The 17,141-nt window shown below is 43.6% G+C and carries 10 protein-coding genes and 1 rRNA gene; 4 read left to right on the plus strand and 7 right to left on the minus strand.

All coding sequences use genetic code 11. From position 1 onward, the window contains the following. Positions 1-99: 99 nt before the first annotated feature. Entirely contained in the window at positions 100-1,944 is a 1,845-nt protein-coding gene (locus G337_RS0113595) for a hypothetical protein (RefSeq protein WP_028864383.1), read from the minus strand. Positions 1,945-2,284: 340 nt separating this feature from the next. Between G337_RS0113595 and G337_RS0113605 the strand changes: the two genes are divergently transcribed. Then, positions 2,285-2,920 (plus strand): alpha/beta fold hydrolase, encoded by a 636-nt coding sequence (locus tag G337_RS0113605; protein ID WP_028864384.1) that lies wholly within the window; start codon positions 2,285-2,287, stop codon positions 2,918-2,920. 55 nt (positions 2,921-2,975) lie between these two features. Here G337_RS0113605 and G337_RS0113610 read toward each other — a convergent pair whose 3' ends face one another. From G337_RS0113610 to rapA, 6 genes are all read right to left on the minus strand, one after another. Next, entirely contained in the window at positions 2,976-4,025 is a 1,050-nt protein-coding gene (locus G337_RS0113610; protein WP_028864385.1) for an SPFH domain-containing protein, read from the minus strand. A 9-nt stretch (positions 4,026-4,034) separates the two neighbouring features. Continuing rightward, entirely contained in the window at positions 4,035-5,735 is a 1,701-nt protein-coding gene (locus G337_RS0113615; protein ID WP_028864386.1) for a tellurite resistance TerB family protein, read from the minus strand. A 156-nt stretch (positions 5,736-5,891) separates the two neighbouring features. After that, positions 5,892-7,265, minus strand: a complete 1,374-nt coding sequence (gene pntB / locus G337_RS0113620; protein WP_028864387.1) for a Re/Si-specific NAD(P)(+) transhydrogenase subunit beta — start codon at positions 7,263-7,265, stop codon at positions 5,892-5,894. A gap of 2 nt (positions 7,266-7,267) precedes the next feature. Beyond that, positions 7,268-8,812, minus strand: coding sequence for a Re/Si-specific NAD(P)(+) transhydrogenase subunit alpha (locus G337_RS0113625; protein WP_028864388.1), 1,545 nt, complete (start codon positions 8,810-8,812; stop codon positions 7,268-7,270). A 449-nt stretch (positions 8,813-9,261) separates the two neighbouring features. Continuing rightward, positions 9,262-9,930, minus strand: coding sequence for an RluA family pseudouridine synthase (locus tag G337_RS0113630; protein WP_028864389.1), 669 nt, complete (start codon positions 9,928-9,930; stop codon positions 9,262-9,264). 73 nt (positions 9,931-10,003) lie between these two features. Then, entirely contained in the window at positions 10,004-12,916 is a 2,913-nt protein-coding gene (rapA, locus tag G337_RS0113635) for an RNA polymerase-associated protein RapA (protein ID WP_028864390.1), read from the minus strand. Between the two features lie 271 nt (positions 12,917-13,187). Here rapA and G337_RS0113640 point away from each other — a divergent pair, with 271 nt between their 5' ends. The 3 genes from G337_RS0113640 to G337_RS0113650 form a co-directional block, all read left to right on the plus strand. Then, on the plus strand, positions 13,188-14,408 hold the full coding sequence (locus tag G337_RS0113640) for a sugar ABC transporter substrate-binding protein (protein ID WP_028864391.1): 1,221 nt from the start codon (positions 13,188-13,190) through the stop codon (positions 14,406-14,408). A 40-nt stretch (positions 14,409-14,448) separates the two neighbouring features. Beyond that, positions 14,449-16,407, plus strand: a complete 1,959-nt coding sequence (locus G337_RS0113645; protein WP_028864392.1) for a sensor histidine kinase — start codon at positions 14,449-14,451, stop codon at positions 16,405-16,407. Positions 16,408-17,065: 658 nt separating this feature from the next. Beyond that, positions 17,066-17,141, plus strand: a 16S ribosomal RNA gene (locus G337_RS0113650); the annotation flags it as partial.

Raw genomic sequence — 17,141 nt, forward strand, 5'->3', positions numbered from 1 at the left:
ATTCGATTAGCAGCATTTTTACAGTGATGATTAACGGGAAATACAATAAACACAGGGAGCTTAAGTTTAAAGCTTCCCTGTGTTTTGAATTTACGAAGATTAAACCTGGGGCTCTAAGACCAGTAAGCTGCCCAGTTTGGCTGCTGCGCTTGATTTCTTTTTCGCTCCCTGTTTTTCTTTAAAGCGTGTATTCGCCGCTCTTTCCACCCCGGCCTGGGCATTGGTCAGCGCATCATCGCTGTTATCAGTCGAGTCGAGGTAGGCCTGTTCAAGTTCCGGCGGTCTGAACAGACTCGGCAGAGTGCCGCGCATGCCTTCGATATCGGATTTTGTAAAGTCAGTGACAACGGAAATCCGCCATAACTCTTCGCCAAGATGCTGGTAGCTTTGATCTAATATCGCCATGTAAGTGAGAGCTTTATCCTGACAACGGCAAAGTGCCACTCTGTTTACACTGCGGTCATACTTTTCATTTTTACGTTTCTGATAGGCTTTGCTGGTTAAGTGGCTGGCTAATTTATCCCATAACAGAATTTTAAGGAGCATAGGGTTAACCATAGTTTCTGTATCAAAATCAGTACCGATGCCGGCTGTCACACCTGCAGCCATTCTTACTTTAAGGTCGCCGCTGCCGCGGACAACCGCTTCAACCTTCGCGTTTATTCCTGCACCGGCACTCACCGCCCCTTCAATTTTAAAGCGTGCCGCATCAATACTGCGCGCCTTAAAAACAGCTGTCACCGAGCCCTTGGCTTTAGCACCAATAAACGCACTGCCGCCGATACTGCCGACAATAAATTCATCAGCCCCGAGAATATTGCTGCTGTTGAATGCTCCGTTTACCTGTGCTTTAACTTCTGCGCCGACAAATAAGGATGCTTCGCTCTGCAGAGCAAATAACTGCCCGATACTCAGTTCATGGCTGACTTCAACTACCAGGCCGCATTTTGCAGCCAGCTCAAGATTGACTCCGATATCGATACCTGGAACCAGCTGCATAGGTGCAAAGCCGTTACGGTTTTCCAGCTCGGCTTGTGAAAAGTTTGTTTCTTTTGCCAGAACCTGGCTGACACCTGCATTGCCTGTGATGCCGATTTCCGGCTTGCCGGCCCGTCCCTGGGTGACAGTTGCACCGCCGTTGCCGCCGAATTTTGCGTGCATGCCCATTTTTCCTTTGACTCGCGCTTCAAATCCGGCCTGTATATCGACTTCATTACGGATAATGTTCTTAAAGTCCCAGGTACGTTTTATCTTAATTTTGGCTTCAGCAAAAAGGTCCAGAGTATTTTCGGTGCTCAGTGCGCCGTCTTTTGCCGAAGCTTTATCTTCATAACCTGTCTTGAAACCTTTATGGCAGATCGCTGTATATAAACTGCGTTTATGCTGGTCGTTGAGGATCTGCCAGACATTATTATCCATGCTCTCTTTCTGGTCGTACAAACTTTTCAGACTGTCAAGTTGAGCATCAATCACTTCAAGCTGTATACGCCCTAACTCACCGCTTTGAACAATATTTGTCTGCAGCGATTCAATGAGTTTTATCTGCTGCAGCAAAAAATTATAGGTGGTGCGGTTAATACATTTAAAGCGGATATTTTCCAGCGGAGTTCTACTTGGACGGACCTCCCTTATTATTTTGCTGAAATGTACTCTAATCTGACTGCACAGAACCATCCATACCGGATCATTGGTCACATCAAATGCACCATAACCATAGCTTTCACTTAGTTTCTTATGGTGCCTGTGTTTCATCGCTTCAAGATTAGAGTAGACAATATCAATGCCTCTCTGCAGATAAGGTGTTGCTTTTATTTTGTTCCCTTTAAAGGCCGTATGCAGGGTTTTTGTCCACTTGGCAAATTCTCTAGAACAGACGGAGGGCGGCTGAAAACTGTTACCGGGTTTTAAAATAGAATTGATATTGAGCTCTAAGGGATCTGCCATGTTTAATTCCTGAATAGAGTGGTAAGGAGCAACTACTGCTGTGTACTGTAATAACGGAAGGGTATGCCTTTTATTTATAATTAATAGGAAATTATCGTGAGAATAAGGTGTTGATTTATCTGTGCTTTGATTTTGGCAAAATAGAAGTCGTAATGCTACAGCCTGCTGCACATTTTTTTCATTTTCTATCGTTACTCAGCAGGCTGAGGCAGTTAAGATCAGTACTTCTGCTGACAGAGAAAAGAACGGCTGTTGAATATAAATCTAAGATTTTAAACCTTGACCATCTAAACTCTGCTGAGCATTATACTTTTATATTAATTTAAATTGTTGGATAACAATGAATCTAATCTACAACGGCCCGCTTGACGGGCCTTTATTTGTTTTTGCTCATGGTGCAGGAGCACCTGCTGATTCTGATTTTATGGAAATTATTGCCGAAGGGCTTGCTGAGCAGGGGATTCGTGTAGTGCGCTTTAATTTCCCGTATATGCAGCAGCGGGTTGATAACGGTACCCGTCGTCCGCCGGAACGGGCGCCGAAGTTAACAGCACAGTTTGTTGAGCTGCTGGAGCAGTTTGATCAACCTATGGTGATCGGCGGTAAATCAATGGGCGGGCGCATGGCAACCCTGGCTGCTTCACAGCTTGTCAGCGGCTGCCGCAATGCAGAAAATATAAAAGGCATAACCTGTTTAGGTTTTCCCTTTCACCCAAGCGGTAAACCTGAAAAACTTAGAACCGAACATTTTCCGTTAATTAAACAGGATATATTAATTATTCAAGGTGAACGAGACACTATGGGGAGTAAAGAAGAGGTGAACAGTTACGGACTGCCGGCTGATATTGAATGGTTATGGCTTGCAGACGGCAGCCATGATTTGAAACCGCGGATCAAAAGCGGGTTCAGCCATCAGCAGCATCTGCATAAAGCAGTAGAAGCGGCGGCTGAATTTATTAAAAGGGTATTAAATTAGTCAGGATGAACTGCCTGAATTTCTGCTTTCAGGCAGTTCAGAATGCCTTTCCTGCTTATTGTTTTTTACCGCAGCCGGGACAGAATTTAGCATTCAGCGGTTTCTCTGTGCCGCAGTCCGTACAGAACTGCTTTGCCTGGGCCTGCTCGCCGCCGCAGTTGGGGCAGAATTTTGCGCCCTGCGGAACAGTTTGTTGACAAGAAGGGCAGGAGGCTCCTGTTTTAATAGTGCTCTGCTCACCTGCCGTTAATGCTGAGTTCATATTCATCATCTGATTACCTATACCGAAACCAACTCCCATGCCGACACCTGCTCCAGCAACACCGCCAGCACCTTCATTAGCGGCCGCTTTTTCCGCGACATCAAACATTTTGACTGTGTTATAGGTTTCACCGTAAATATCAAACTCAGCTTTTTTGGCCAGTATCTCTTTTAAACGTTTTACGCTGTCATCATCCTGGGGCACGTTTATTGAGTTTAAATAAAAATTAACGATTTCAATGCCGAAACGGTTAAATTCAGCACTGATATCATGCTGCAGAGTCGCCGACATTTCATTTAGATGTGCGCTGATATTAAGCACGGATATTTTATCGTTAATGACCTTCTCGGAGATAAAGTCCTTTATGCGGCTCATCAGATGCCCGCGGAAATAGTTAATAATCTGCTCAGCATCGAATTCATCAAGGGTTCCCACTAGCGTGGTAACAAACTTCTTAGCGTCGGTAATCTTTATGCCGAACTGTCCGAAGGCACGCAACGGGATGTAAACATTATAAAGCGGCTCTAAAATCGGAATCGGCTCCTGCGTCCCCCATTTCATATCCAGGTTAACGGCTTTATTAACGTAATACACTTCTGCAGCGAAGGGAGAGAGGTTATCAAAAGGGATATTAACCAGATGCTCTAATAACGGGATATTTGCAGATTTTAGTGTGTGACGGCCGGGGCCGAGCACATCAAGTGCTTTACCGTCTTTATAAAAGACCACCTCCTGTGCCTGATTAACAATAACCTGTGTTCCCCAGACCAGACTGTCATGGGGCCAGCGCCAGGCAAAAACATCACCGGGACCATCGTATTTGACGCGATCAATTATATTCATTATTTATCCCTAATTATTAATATGTGTCGATTTTAAAGTCTGTCGGTTCTGCTGATATAATTGCTGACGTTTACGTTTAATGCGCAGATTAATATCAATGGCTAAAATATTAAATTTTTCACCAAACTGTAATAATAGTTTACGTTCCTCTGTGCAGACCTGACCGTCAGCTAAGCACATCTCAATCAGCTTATCTAACCAGTCAGAGGCATCTAGAGTTTCGTCCGGGGTGAGCATATCTAACTGTCCGTTTTCGGCCGCCTGAATGATCCCGTCTAATACCTGCTGCGGAATACGGCGGTTCTTAACAAACTGCTCCAGCAGCTGTTTCTCCTGGTCATCAACTCTGCCGTCGGCAAATAAAACTAAGACTAACCCCGATAACAGTGAGACGGGATCAAAAATACGATCACTTTTGATCTGCGTTGTTTCTGCTATTGCAAATTCTTGACCTTTAATCTTAACAATATGTTCAAGATGCGGGGTAAAGTCTTGTAAAATCCAGTCCTGCTCACCCTGGTTAAAACGACTGCCGCAGTACTCACAGCAGTCCTGATAATTATCGCTTTGCGGTGCACCGCAGCCGTAACAGTGTAAAGAGTGCAGGCCTTTTTTGATGTCGCTTTTAACACCTGACTTTCTTATCATAGTCAGGTGATGCGCATAATATCCGGCGGCGGCTGACATTTTTCCTTTATGTGAAACCTTATTACCCTGCCATTTTACTAACAGGTACACTTTGTCAAACTCTTCAGCAAACTGTACTTTACTTACTTCGCACAGGCCGAGCTGAACATTATCAAAGAAGTGTTCAGATGACTGCTGGTTGAATTTTTCGATATAACTCGGATGGGCAACTGAGAGAAGCGGGGCGCTGTCCTGCATTAACCAGGCCTTCTGCAGCCGCCAGAAAACTGAACTCACCCGATCTTCAATCAGCGGGATATTAAAAGCAGGATCGACAACCTGATAATCACAGACACCGCTTATCTGACGTTTTGCATTCTGAAAACGCCACTGCGCTTCCTGGGTTATTTTAGCTAAAATCCAGTCGTATTCGCCGGAACTAACCAGGGATAAACAGGCCTGACATTGTGCAGACTGGCTAAGCTGTAAGGTGCTCCCGCAGTTAGGACAGCTTCCTTCTATTAATCCCGGCTGTGTGCGGGTCTGCACACCGGGTAAGCGCACATAAGTTAAATATTCAGTTTTAACTGTTAACGGGATCTGGCTGTCTGTGTGTTTATTGTCTCCTGTCTGTTCGACTGGATAACCTGCTCGTGATGTAATTTTAAAATGCAGTGTTTCAAAGTGTTTATCTGCTTCTACTCCAACTAATTCGCAGCAGCTGATGGTCAGATTTTTTATTCTACGACGGCGGTTTTGTTTTTTTTGTATCTCAAACTGAATCTGAAATGACTCGCTGATACCGTCACTGATAAAAGCACGGGCAGAGGAGATATCCTGCTCAGACCAGGCCTGTTTGATAATATAAAAAGCATGTTCAACACGGCTGCTGATCAGTGCAGTAGAAAAGTGTTTATCCAGCTGGTGAATTTTATTCTGCTGAATCTGCTGCTTTTGGCTGCTTTGTTTCTGCATGCCGCGCAGTATGGTATTTTTAACCTTTTTCTTATGAAATTTATTCCCTTCAATAATGCCCGCAAGTCCAGCCGCAGTAATAATAAGAATAAAAATGAGCTCCAGCATAGAGAATCTTTCTCGCTTATTTAAATAGAGTTTATTTATAACAGATAGTAAACCGTCAGCTTAAAGCCTGCGCTAAATTTATAAGCTAAGTCACTGAATTATTTCAGGCAATAAAAAAGGCGCTAAAGAGCGCCTTTTATCTGCAGAGAGTGCTGATTACAGATTAGAAAGTATCGCATCCACCGAAGCTTTTGCATCACCTAGAAGCATTTCAGAGTTTTCTTTAAAGAATAACGGGTTTTGTACGCCGGCATAACCAGCACCCATTGAACGTTTAAAGATAACTACTTTTTCTGACTCCCAAACGCTTAAGACCGGCATACCTGAGATAGGAGTACCCGGCTCATTAGCCGCAGGGTTAACTGTATCGTTAGCGCCGATTACCAGTACCACGTCAGTTTCAGGGAAATCATCGTTGATCTCATCCATCTCTAATACGATATCGTAAGGTACTTTAGACTCGGCTAATAATACGTTCATATGGCCAGGTAAACGTCCTGCAACAGGGTGGATACCAAAACGCACATTTTTACCTTTATCGCGTAAACGTTTAGTCAGCTCAGCAACCGGGTACTGTGCCTGTGCAACCGCCATACCGTAACCTGGTACGATAATTACATTTTTAGCAGCAGCTAATGAGTCAGCAACTTCTTGTGCGCTGGTCTCAAAATGCTCGCCGTATTCTTCGCCGCCTTCCTGTACAAACTCTTCGTTACCAAAGCCGCCTAGAATAACGCTGATAAATGAACGGTTCATTGCTTTACACATAATGTAAGAAAGGATTGCACCTGAAGAACCTACTAATGCACCAGTGATGATCAGCAGGTCGTTTGCCAGCATGAAACCTGTCGCCGCCGCTGCCCAGCCTGAGTATGAGTTAAGCATTGAAACAACAACCGGCATATCCGCACCACCAATTGATGCGACTAAGTGCCAGCCGAATGCTAATGCAATTACTGTCATAATGATTAATGCAGTTAAGCCTAAATCACCGCTTACAAAGCTGACTAATAATAAAGCTGAAGCTGTGAGGGCTGCGATATTGATCCAGTTTTTCCCCGGCAGCGATAATGCAGAGCTGTTCACTTTACCGCTTAGTTTACCAAAGGCAACAATTGAACCGGTAAAGGTTACCGCACCGATAAAGATCCCCAGGAATACTTCAACGTCGTGAATTGTTTTAGCCGCGCCTAATAGAACGCCGTGGTCAATATATGAGTTGAAGCCGATAAAGACAGCCGCCAGACCAACAAAGCTGTGCAGAACTGCGATAAGTTCAGGCATTGAAGTCATTTCAACTTTTAATGCTAAACGTACACCGATACCTGCGCCGACAGCCATTGCGACAGTAATGTAACCTAAACCGGAAACCTGTGCGCTGGCAATGGTGGCAATCACCGCGATGATCATGCCTATGATGCCGAAGACGTTACCACGTTTAGCACTTTCTTGACTGCTTAAGCCGTTAAGGCTGCCGATAAACAGGATGGCTGCAATGATGTATGCAGCAGTAATTAATCCTTGAGACATGGTTATTTATCCTTCTGGAACATTTTCAACATACGGTGTGTCACGGTAAAACCGCCGACTATGTTGATTGTCGCGATCAGTATCGCAATCGTAGATAACATAGTAACAACTGTGCTGTCACTGCCGACCTGAAGCAGGGCACCGATAATGATGATACCGCTGATTGCATTTGTTACACTCATAAGCGGTGTATGCAGAGAATGAGCAACATTCCAGACAACACCGTAACCTACGATACATGCCAGCATAAATACTGTGAAATGTGCCAGGAAGTCTGTTGGAGCAACACTTGCTAACCAGCCGAATAATCCAGCTGCCACAACCGCAAGTGCAGGTTTGATCCACTTGTTTGCTGGTTTTTCTTCAACCACAACGGCTTCTTTAACTTCTGCAGCTTTTGGAGCTGGCGCTGCGCTTACGTTAATTGCCGGCGGCGGCCATGAAATTTCACCGTCTTTTACAACAGTTGCACCGCGAACTACTTCATCTTCAAAGTCGATATCAATAGTACCGTCTTTGTCTTTACAAAGCAGCTTCATCAAGTTAACTAAGTTTGTTGCATACAGCTGACTTGACTGTGTTGGTAAGCGGCTTGGTAAATCAGTGTAACCAATGATTTTCACGCCGTTTTCTGTCTGGAAGATCTCATCTTTAACAGTTAAAGCCGCGTTGCCGCCGGCCTGTGCCGCTAGATCAACAATCACACTGCCGTCTTTCATTGAAGCGATCATCTCTTCAGTGATCAGAAGCGGTGCAGGTTTACCCGGGATAAGTGCAGTTGTAATGATGATATCAACATCTTTAGCCTGCTCAGCCATCATTTCAGCCTGTGCAGCCTGATAACCGGCACTCATGGTTTTAGCATAACCGTCAGAGCTGACTTCTTCTTCTTCCTGGTAGTCTACAACCAGGAACTCAGCACCCATACTTTCAACCTGCTCTTTAACTTCAGGGCGAGTATCAAATGCACGTACGATTGCACCTAGGCTGCCGGCTGCACCAAGGGCTGCAAGACCTGCAACACCGGCACCGATAATCAGTACTTTTGCCGGCGGCACTTTACCTGCCGCGGTAATTTGACCAGTGAAGAAACGGCCGAACTGGTTCGCAGATTCAATAACCGCACGGTAACCGGCGATATTCGCCATCGAGCTTAGGGCATCAAGTGCCTGTGCGCGCGAGGTACGAGGTACTGAATCCATTGCGATCACGCTGATTTTTTTAGCTGTCAGCTTTTTCAGCAGTTCAGGGTTTTGTGCCGGCCAGATAAAACTAACCAGAGTTGCCCCTTCTTTTATTTGTTCAATTTCAGTATCGGTAGGCGCATTAACTTTAAAGATAATGTCTGACTGCCATACCAGAGTATTATCAGTGCCGATTTCGGCGCCTGAATCCTGATATGCTTGATCAGAAAAGCTTGCAGCTGTTCCGGCGTTTGTTTCTACAAGAAAAGTGAAACCCTGCTTGATCAGTAACTCAACTGTTTTTGGAGTTGCTGCTACGCGGTTTTCATTCTCTTGGATCTCTCTAGGTATACCTATTTGCATAGTTAAGTCCGTGATCGCTTGTTATTATGATTGGTCGATTTTACGTACAATAAAAAGGGAAAAATAGATCTGGATCATTTTTCCCTTTTTATTTATATCAATACACAGAAACAAATACTCTCTCTGTGAGCCGTAATGATAGCGTTGTGCAATATATGTTGTTTTTTTACAACAATAAAATTGGAGGTAAATATTAGTGAATAAATATGCGTTCGGCTACTGTTTTCACTCTAAAATAGAGCGATTTTTGCAACAATTTTGCTACTTGATATAGCAAAAGGCTATATCCAGTCTTTAATTATTAAGAAAACATAAAATATAGGCGGTTTTGTTGTTAATTTACGAGGTTCGTGCTGGTGTTTAGTAGTTTGCAATGAAGGTCAGCAAAAGACAAAAAGGGAGCGGCCGGCGATATCAGCCGCTGATTAATCTTCTTTTATATCGTGTTCTTAAATATCTGCAAACGGGGGCGGACAGTTAAAAGTAATTCTTTCCTCACTGCTCGGGTGAGTTAAAGTAATACTGGCCGCATGCAGTGCTAAACGTGTCGGTGACAGTTTCCTGCCAAATTCTGTAGCATAAAATTCATCACCGACAATCGGATGGCCAAGAGCCTGCATATGCACACGCAGCTGATGGGTACGTCCGGTTAAGGGTTTTAAACATACCAGAGTGGTCATTTTTTCTCGTTTAACTACAGTCCACTCGGTTTGTGAACTTTTTCCCTGATCAAAATCGACAATCTGGCGCGGCCTGTTTTCCCAGTCGCAGCGGATCGGCAGGTCAACGATGCCTGAGTCTTGTTTGATAATGCCTTCAACACGAGCGTAATAGGTTTTATCTATAACTTTCTGCTGGAACTGACGGCCCATATGGCTTTGTGCTGATTTACGCATCGCTAAAATGATAATGCCCGATGTTGCCATATCTAATCTGTGTACGACACATGCATCCGGCCAGACGCGTAAAATACGCAGTGCCAGGCTGTCCCAGTGTTTTTTCTCACGTCCCGGTACACTTAATAAACCATAGGGTTTATTTAAGACAACAATATCTTGATCCTGATAAATAATATCCAGGTAGGGGGTCTGCGGCGGATTGTAAACAAAATTCGGCATGTCGGCTCTATTTCTTGGTTAATAAAAAAGAGGAGCGGACTCCTCTTTATATAGATTATCGTTATATTACTTTTTATGTATGAGTTGAAACAATAAATCTAATCGCATCTAGTTTTAGCTGGGTCTGATCTAAGATCTGTTCAAAGTCAGCCTGCTGATCGCGAATAAACTGAATCTCTTCTTCACGAATATTCGGATTGACAGCCTGTAATGCCTGCAGACGATCGCGCTCCTGCTGCAGTGTCTGCTGCATATTCTGCTTAGCCTGCGCTAAAATATCGGCCATTAATGACTGTGCTGTCGGCAGGGAGTCTTTAATCAGCTGGTGGATCAGAGCTTGTGATGTATTGGCAATTTTACGGCTGATATGGCGGTTAACCGGTGACAGCTGACGGTTAAAGCTGTCAAAAGTAACATTTTGTCCAAGATCTTTAGCATTTTTATCCAGCAGTAAGCGAATCGGCGTTGTCGGCAGGAAACGGCTCAGCTGTGCATTATCGGTATTCAGTGCTTCAACAACATAAATAAGTTCCAGGAAAGTTGACGCGGGCGGCAGTGAATTGTTTTTAAGAATAGAAACGGATGTTGTACCTGTATCTGAGCTTAATACCATCTCCATACCGCCGGTGATCATCGGATGTTCCCAGCTTAAATACTGTACGTCGTCACGGCTTAATGCTGTCCGGCGGTTAAAGGTTACTGTTGCACCTTCTTCGCTTAATCCCGGGTAATCACTGCTTAACATATGCGGGGTAGGGCGAAGTACCAGGCAGTGTTCACTTTGATCTTCCTGCTGTACACCAACAACATCAAACAGCTGCAGGGCAAACTGAGTGAAATCAGGCAGTTGATCCAGTTCAGTCAGATCGTCAAGCAGATCGCTTTCATGCAGTAAACCGCTTGAATTGATTTCCAGCAGTTTATCACGGCCCTGTTCAAGCTGGGTTTTAAGTGTCTGGTTGGTACTGCGGGTGGTCTGAATTAATTTATCAAATTCCCCGTCACTGTTTTCACCGGTTGCCAGGAGCTTAATCAGATCATCTTTAACCAGCTCGTAAACTGTGTGGCCGGTTGGTGTTGTCTGGGTAAAGGCGTTCAGGCCCTGTTCATACCAGCTCTGCAGGAACTCTTGAGAAGTCTCTTTTAAGTACGGAGTATAAATCTGAATATCACAACGCTGTCCGATGCGGTCCAGTCGACCGATACGCTGCTCTAATAAATCCGGGTTAATCGGCAGATCAAACAGCACAAGATGATGAGCAAACTGGAAGTTACGGCCTTCAGAACCGATTTCAGAACAAACCATAACCTGAGCACCGTCTTCGACCTGCGCAAAATAGGCGGCGGCTTTATCACGCTCGATCAGTGATAAACCTTCATGGAAAACGGCTGCTTTGATAGCTTCCCGGGTGCGTAATGCTTCTTCAATCGCTAAAGCTGTTTCAGCCTGAGCTGCAATAATTAATATTTTTTCATCTTTTAACTGCTGTGCCAGATCGATAATCCAGTTGATACGCGGATCAAACTGACACCAGGAATTACTGCTTGTGCCTTCGAATGCCTGGTAAGTCTGCTCAGGATACAGTGCGGTTAAAGCCTGTTCTGCAAGTGTGCCTGACGGCAGCATTTTTGAAACTTTGATTGCGGTTTTATACTGCTCCGGCAGCTGCAGTGCAATAGATTTTAAGCAGCGTTTTGGAAAACCTTTAATTGCAGAACGGGTATTACGAAATAATAAACGCCCGGTACCGTGGCGGTCTAACAGGTTACTGATTAATTCATGTTTTGCCTGCTGACGTTCATCTTCATCAAGAGACAGATCATCAATAACCCTAAGCAGCGGCTGAATATCTTGTTCACCAAGCAGTTCAGTTATACTGTTTTTAGCATCATCTGATAACTGCTGATTATCAACCAGCTGATTTACGGCATTAACGACAGGTTTGTAACCGGCTTCTTCATTAACAAACGCCTGGTAATCATAGAAACGATTAGGATCCAGAAGGCGCAGACGTGCAAAGTGACTTTCGTGGCCGAGCTGTTCCGGTGTTGCGGTTAAAAGTAAAACACCTGGAATATCATTTGCTAACGCTTCAACAACTTGATATTCACGGCTTGGCTTTTGTTTATCCCAGATCAGGTGATGTGCTTCATCAACGATCAACAGATCCCAGTCGGCTTCTAGTACATGTTCAAAATGCTGCTTTTTACGTAACAGGTTAATGCTGCATAAAACTAACTGTTCTGTTTCAAAGGGGTTAATTTCATCAAGATAAGCATCATTACAGCGGGAGTCATCGAAAATACTGAAATGCAGATTAAAGCGGCGCATCATTTCAACTAACCACTGGTGCTGCAGATTTTCAGGCAGAACGATTAATACGCGTTTTGCGCGGCCGGTAATTAACTGCTGATGAATAATTAATCCGGCTTCAATGGTTTTACCAAGACCCACCTCATCTGCTAATAAGATACGCGGAGCATGACGTTTACCGACTTCTTCTGCAATATAAAACTGGTGGGGAATTAGATCCACACGTGCGCCTAATAAACCGCGTAAATTAGACTGCTGCTGCTGATGCTGATGAGTGAGGGCTTTATAACGCAGAATAAAACGGTCAAATTTATCTATCTGCCCGGCAAAAAGTTTATCTTGAGGTTTATTGAACTTAATAAAGTTGTTTAAAAAGGTTTCCTTTAACTGGCATGGTTCACCAGTATCTACACGTACACCAACATAGGTAATTAGATTGTCGTTTTCCTTAACTTCACTAACTAATAATTTCCATTCTTCATGACTTAGTATTTCGTCACCAATATTAAAACGAACACGGGTGATCGGTGCTTCTTCGATAGAATAAAGGCGCTGTTCGCCGGAAGCTGCAAATAATAATGTCAACATACGCCCTTCTAAAGCGACAATAGTGCCTAATCCTAACTCCGATTCTGCATCACTGATCCAACGTTGACCCAAAGAAAATGTCATAAAATACCACTCAAAATAAAACTGAAAAAAAGAAAGGGCGCTATGTTACCTAAATCAGATAGCTAGGTACTAATTATAAAACTATAAATTTAATCTTTATATTCAGCCAGGGGGAAAGTGCACAGCTGTTTAACATAAAAGAGGGGACTTTCACGCTAAAAAATACCGCTAGTCATAGCCTAGCTCATCGTTTCTAATGTTTAGCTGATTTTTCAGATCAAATAAACAAAGCTCTACTAGACTTCTAATAAGGAGATGTTTAGAGGCTATTATGAAAAATTTTCTTTATAAGTTAATATATTATCAAATTTTATTAGTGTTTATTTTTGCTGGAACCGCCGCTGCAGAAGTAAGCATTCAGGAAAGCCGGCACAGTATCAATATGGTGCATGCCCGTGAGTCTGCAGAGCCGATGCTTAAACAAGGGGTAAAGCTGTTTGAGCAGGAGTCGGGTTATAAAGTTAATCTGGTATTTGTACATACCGATAATTTAAAACAGCTGCTGATTAAAGGCGCGCTTAACAATTCATTGCCCGATGTAGTCCTGGCACCTTCGGATTTTGCGTCTCTCGCCCCCATTATCAAACTATCTAAACTGCCTGCATCTCTATTGAGTTCTGAGCTGATGCCGGAAGCCGCCGCTTCTATGCGCTATCAGGAAAATTATTACGGCGTGCCGGTGATCAGCGGTAATCATTTGATGCTTTTTTATAACAAAAAATATGTGCAGAAGCCGGCAGAAAGCTGGAAAGAACTTAAAGCACAAGCGCCTGAATTAAGAGCCAAAGGTATTGAACCTATCGGCTGGAACTACCATGAAATGTACTGGTTCAGCGGTTTTGCTGAGACCTTAGGCGGTTCCATTCTTAATAACGGCAAACTTTCTCTTAATTCACCGGCATATGTAGATGCGCTTATTTTTTACAAGGAGCTCGTTGATTCAGGTTTAATCCCCCCTGCATGTGATTATGATTGTGCCCAGAAAGATTTTCAGGATCAGCGTTTTGCTTACTCCATTAACGGGGAATGGGCCTTAGCAGATTTTGAGCGTTCGCTTGGTAAAAACCTGGGCATTACATTGATCCCGGCCATTGATGATAAGCCGTTTCGACCGCTTTTTTCCACACTAGGTTTACTGTTTCCGAACAACTCGCTAGAAGGAGAGAAGGCAAAATCATTATCTGCCTTGGCGCTGTTTTTTCAAAGCAGTGACTTTCAAGATCGTCTTTTTGAACAACAGCGTTTTTTACCAGTAAATCAGAATTCATTTAAACATGTGCAGGCGGCTGCCAGTGACAATATTAAGATGTTATTAAAACAACTGGCACAGGCAAGTCCCATGCCGCCGGATCCTGTTATGGCCAGTGCCTGGTTAGGAATGAGAAAAGGTTTTGAACGCTATATGGCTGGTATTTCCTCTGCAAAAGAGGCTGCTGACTATATGCAGAAATTTGCGGAGCGGGATTATCAAAAATCACAAAGCGAAAAATAACCCGGAGCCGAGTAATGGTCATATGTGTTTTAAGCGTATTATGAGGATTTTATCTCATTTAGGCTCAAGCAGTCTTTATAGGCTGTTCTGGCTGGTGATTATTTTAGTGGCCCTGCTGCCTACGGTGCTTGTTACTTATCTGCTGCTGGATAAGGTTGCTCAGCAGTCACGCGAGCAGGTATTAGCCAGTTTAAGCCATAGAGCAGAGCTGCAGTCGGAGCTGCTGGAGCAGCAGTTGGCGGTGCAGTTGAATTCTCTTGAGCGTCTGTCTCAAACCCCGGATGTCAGGCTTACACCCACCTCTGCCGTATTTGGTTACCAGGCCGGCGTGCAGCTTAAAAAATTTATCGGCCGCTCCCCCACGGCCAGCGCCAGCTATATTTTAGACCGTGACCATTGGCCTGTTGAGGTATACCCGATTGCTGCAGAGCAGGTGAAACTGGCGTCGATAACCAGCCGGGTGGAGCCGTTTCTGCAGCAGGTTGAACAAGAGCAGATTATTAAGCCGTTAGTTTTTAATATAAATGATCCTGCTGTCGTTGCCGCTTTGAATGAGAATAATTTAACCGAGGGGATTAAAAACAGCTGGATAATGGTGATGGTATTACCGTTAATTCAGGAAACTCAGCACGGCAGTACTAAATTTAAGGTGGTGGGAAGCCTGGTAACGCTTGAGCCCTATCAATTTTTCAGTGAGATATTTGAAAAGTGGCGATCGGACAATGGCGGGCTGCAGCTGCTGGAGCAGGATGTAAAACTTTATAGCACGGGTTTAATAAAAGAGAATGAAGCTGACTCCAATATTATGAGCTGGGATGCGGCGATTAAACTGGCAGATAAAACCTTCATTCTGCGTATTACTGAACCTTCCGAAGATCTTAAAGCGATTGTTTTTGAAGATCTATGGCGTTTAAGTCTAATTGTAGGAAGCATATTACTGTTTGTTTCCTTTATTTCGTTACTGATAACCCGACTGGTGGGACAACAGATAGCTAAGTTAATCAGTCAGGTTAAGGCTTTTTCCCAGGGGGATTATCAATATCATGTATCAGGTTTACGCTTTTCTGAGTTTCTGCAGATATCAGCGGTACTTGAGCAGTTATCGGAAAAAGTAATAACTGATCAGATCCAGCTGGAGCAGAAGGTAGAGGAACGAACCCAGGCGTTAAGTCAAACAAATAAAGAATTAAATTCAACACTTGCCGCGTTAACCGAGACCCAAAGTCGTTTAGTGCAAAGTGAAAAGATGGCCTCTTTGGGGCAGCTGACAGCAGGCATTGCTCACGAGCTGAATACCCCGCTGGGTATTTGTGTTACAGCCGCGGGACTGGTTGAGGGGGCGGGGACAAACTTAAGTACTATGGTTAACAATGAGACGCTCACAAAAAGCGAGCTTACCTCGCAGCTTGAAACTCTGGCGAAAGCTGCCGCCTTGATCAGCAGTAATGTTCGACGCTCCAGCGACCTGGTCAGTATGTTTAAAGAGTTATCCCTTGAACATGGACCGGAAGGCGTAACGCAGTTTGAACTGAAAAGTTTTCTGCAGCAGCTGGCCAATGTATGGCTGTATTCTCAGGAAGATGCCGGAATAGAGATACAAATAAGCGGGGATGAAATTTTTGTACAAACGTATATCGGCATATTAAGAAAAGTATTATCAGTATTTTTTAGCAATGCATTAGCCCATGCATTTAAAAAACAAACAGGCGCTGAGTTCCAGCCCAAGGTACAACTAGACTGCCGTATGAAAAACGGCTTAGTTGAACTGTATTTTATTGATAACGGCTGCGGCGTGGATATTGAACCGATTGCTCGGATCTTTGAACCTTTTTATACGTCAAACCGTTATCAGGGCAGTGTGGGATTAGGGCTGCATCTGGCTTACAATCTAGTAACTCAAAGGTTAGAAGGAGAAATTGAAGCAGAAAACTGTGAAGAAGGCGGATTAAAACTGTGCCTTATATTTCCAAGGCTGCTTGAATTAGTAGTCGAATCCTGAGGCAGGGATAAAACCTTGTACAATTAAAAAATAGATTTATAACCTCTTCATTAAAATTTAGGGGGTTGTTTCTTTATACTAGTTTTAAGCCTCGTCTGCACGCTGGTTTCAAATTTTCGACGAAACTGATTATAGCGAATTACCATGCAGTTCCAAATCGTTCATAAATCACTCATGAAAGATCAACTACCCTGGCATATGCATATATACTCTGGCATATGCATATAAATGAAGAAAAACACTTTTCGGTTATTAAGTGAGCAGTCAGTGTTTATTTGCAAATAAAGTGTTGCCAAGAAGATTCGAATCTCTATAATGCGCACCCACAGACACGGGATGCGGCGCAAGCAGTTAACCAAGTCTAATAACGAAAGATGTTTGATTTGAAATTTAAATTAACGTTGACATCGTTTTAAGGTGGCGTAATATACGCACCTCGCCGAAAGGCACGCTCTTTAACAATTTAATCAAACAATCTGTGTGGGCACTTATTGTTGATGTGATTTCAAAAAAATCAAAGACCTTACTTGTAAGGCAACATCAATACTTAGTGACACACGAATTAATTCATTAATTCATTAATTCAGAATAACCAATCACTTCGGTGATTAGTTTTAGTCAGTAATATTGAGTCGCACTTCGGTGCAAATTAAACTTTAAATTGAAGAGTTTGATCATGGCTCAGATTGAACGCTGGCGGCAGGCTTAACACATGCAAGTCGAACGGTAACAGA

The sequence above is a fragment of the Psychromonas aquimarina ATCC BAA-1526 genome (assembly GCF_000428725.1).
GTDB classification, from domain to species: Bacteria; Pseudomonadota; Gammaproteobacteria; order Enterobacterales; family Psychromonadaceae; genus Psychromonas; species Psychromonas aquimarina.

Coding starts and splice junctions, on each gene's coding strand:
- G337_RS0113595 (WP_028864383.1), bottom strand. CDS start 1,944: ATGGCAGATCCCTTAGAGCTCAATATCAATTCTATTTTAAAACCCGGT.
- G337_RS0113605 (WP_028864384.1), top strand. CDS start 2,285: ATGAATCTAATCTACAACGGCCCGCTTGACGGGCCTTTATTTGTTTTT.
- G337_RS0113610 (WP_028864385.1), bottom strand. CDS start 4,025: ATGAATATAATTGATCGCGTCAAATACGATGGTCCCGGTGATGTTTTT.
- G337_RS0113615 (WP_028864386.1), bottom strand. CDS start 5,735: ATGCTGGAGCTCATTTTTATTCTTATTATTACTGCGGCTGGACTTGCG.
- pntB (WP_028864387.1), bottom strand. CDS start 7,265: ATGTCTCAAGGATTAATTACTGCTGCATACATCATTGCAGCCATCCTG.
- G337_RS0113625 (WP_028864388.1), bottom strand. CDS start 8,812: ATGCAAATAGGTATACCTAGAGAGATCCAAGAGAATGAAAACCGCGTA.
- G337_RS0113630 (WP_028864389.1), bottom strand. CDS start 9,930: ATGCCGAATTTTGTTTACAATCCGCCGCAGACCCCCTACCTGGATATT.
- rapA (WP_028864390.1), bottom strand. CDS start 12,916: ATGACATTTTCTTTGGGTCAACGTTGGATCAGTGATGCAGAATCGGAG.
- G337_RS0113640 (WP_028864391.1), top strand. CDS start 13,188: ATGAAAAATTTTCTTTATAAGTTAATATATTATCAAATTTTATTAGTG.
- G337_RS0113645 (WP_028864392.1), top strand. CDS start 14,449: ATGAGGATTTTATCTCATTTAGGCTCAAGCAGTCTTTATAGGCTGTTC.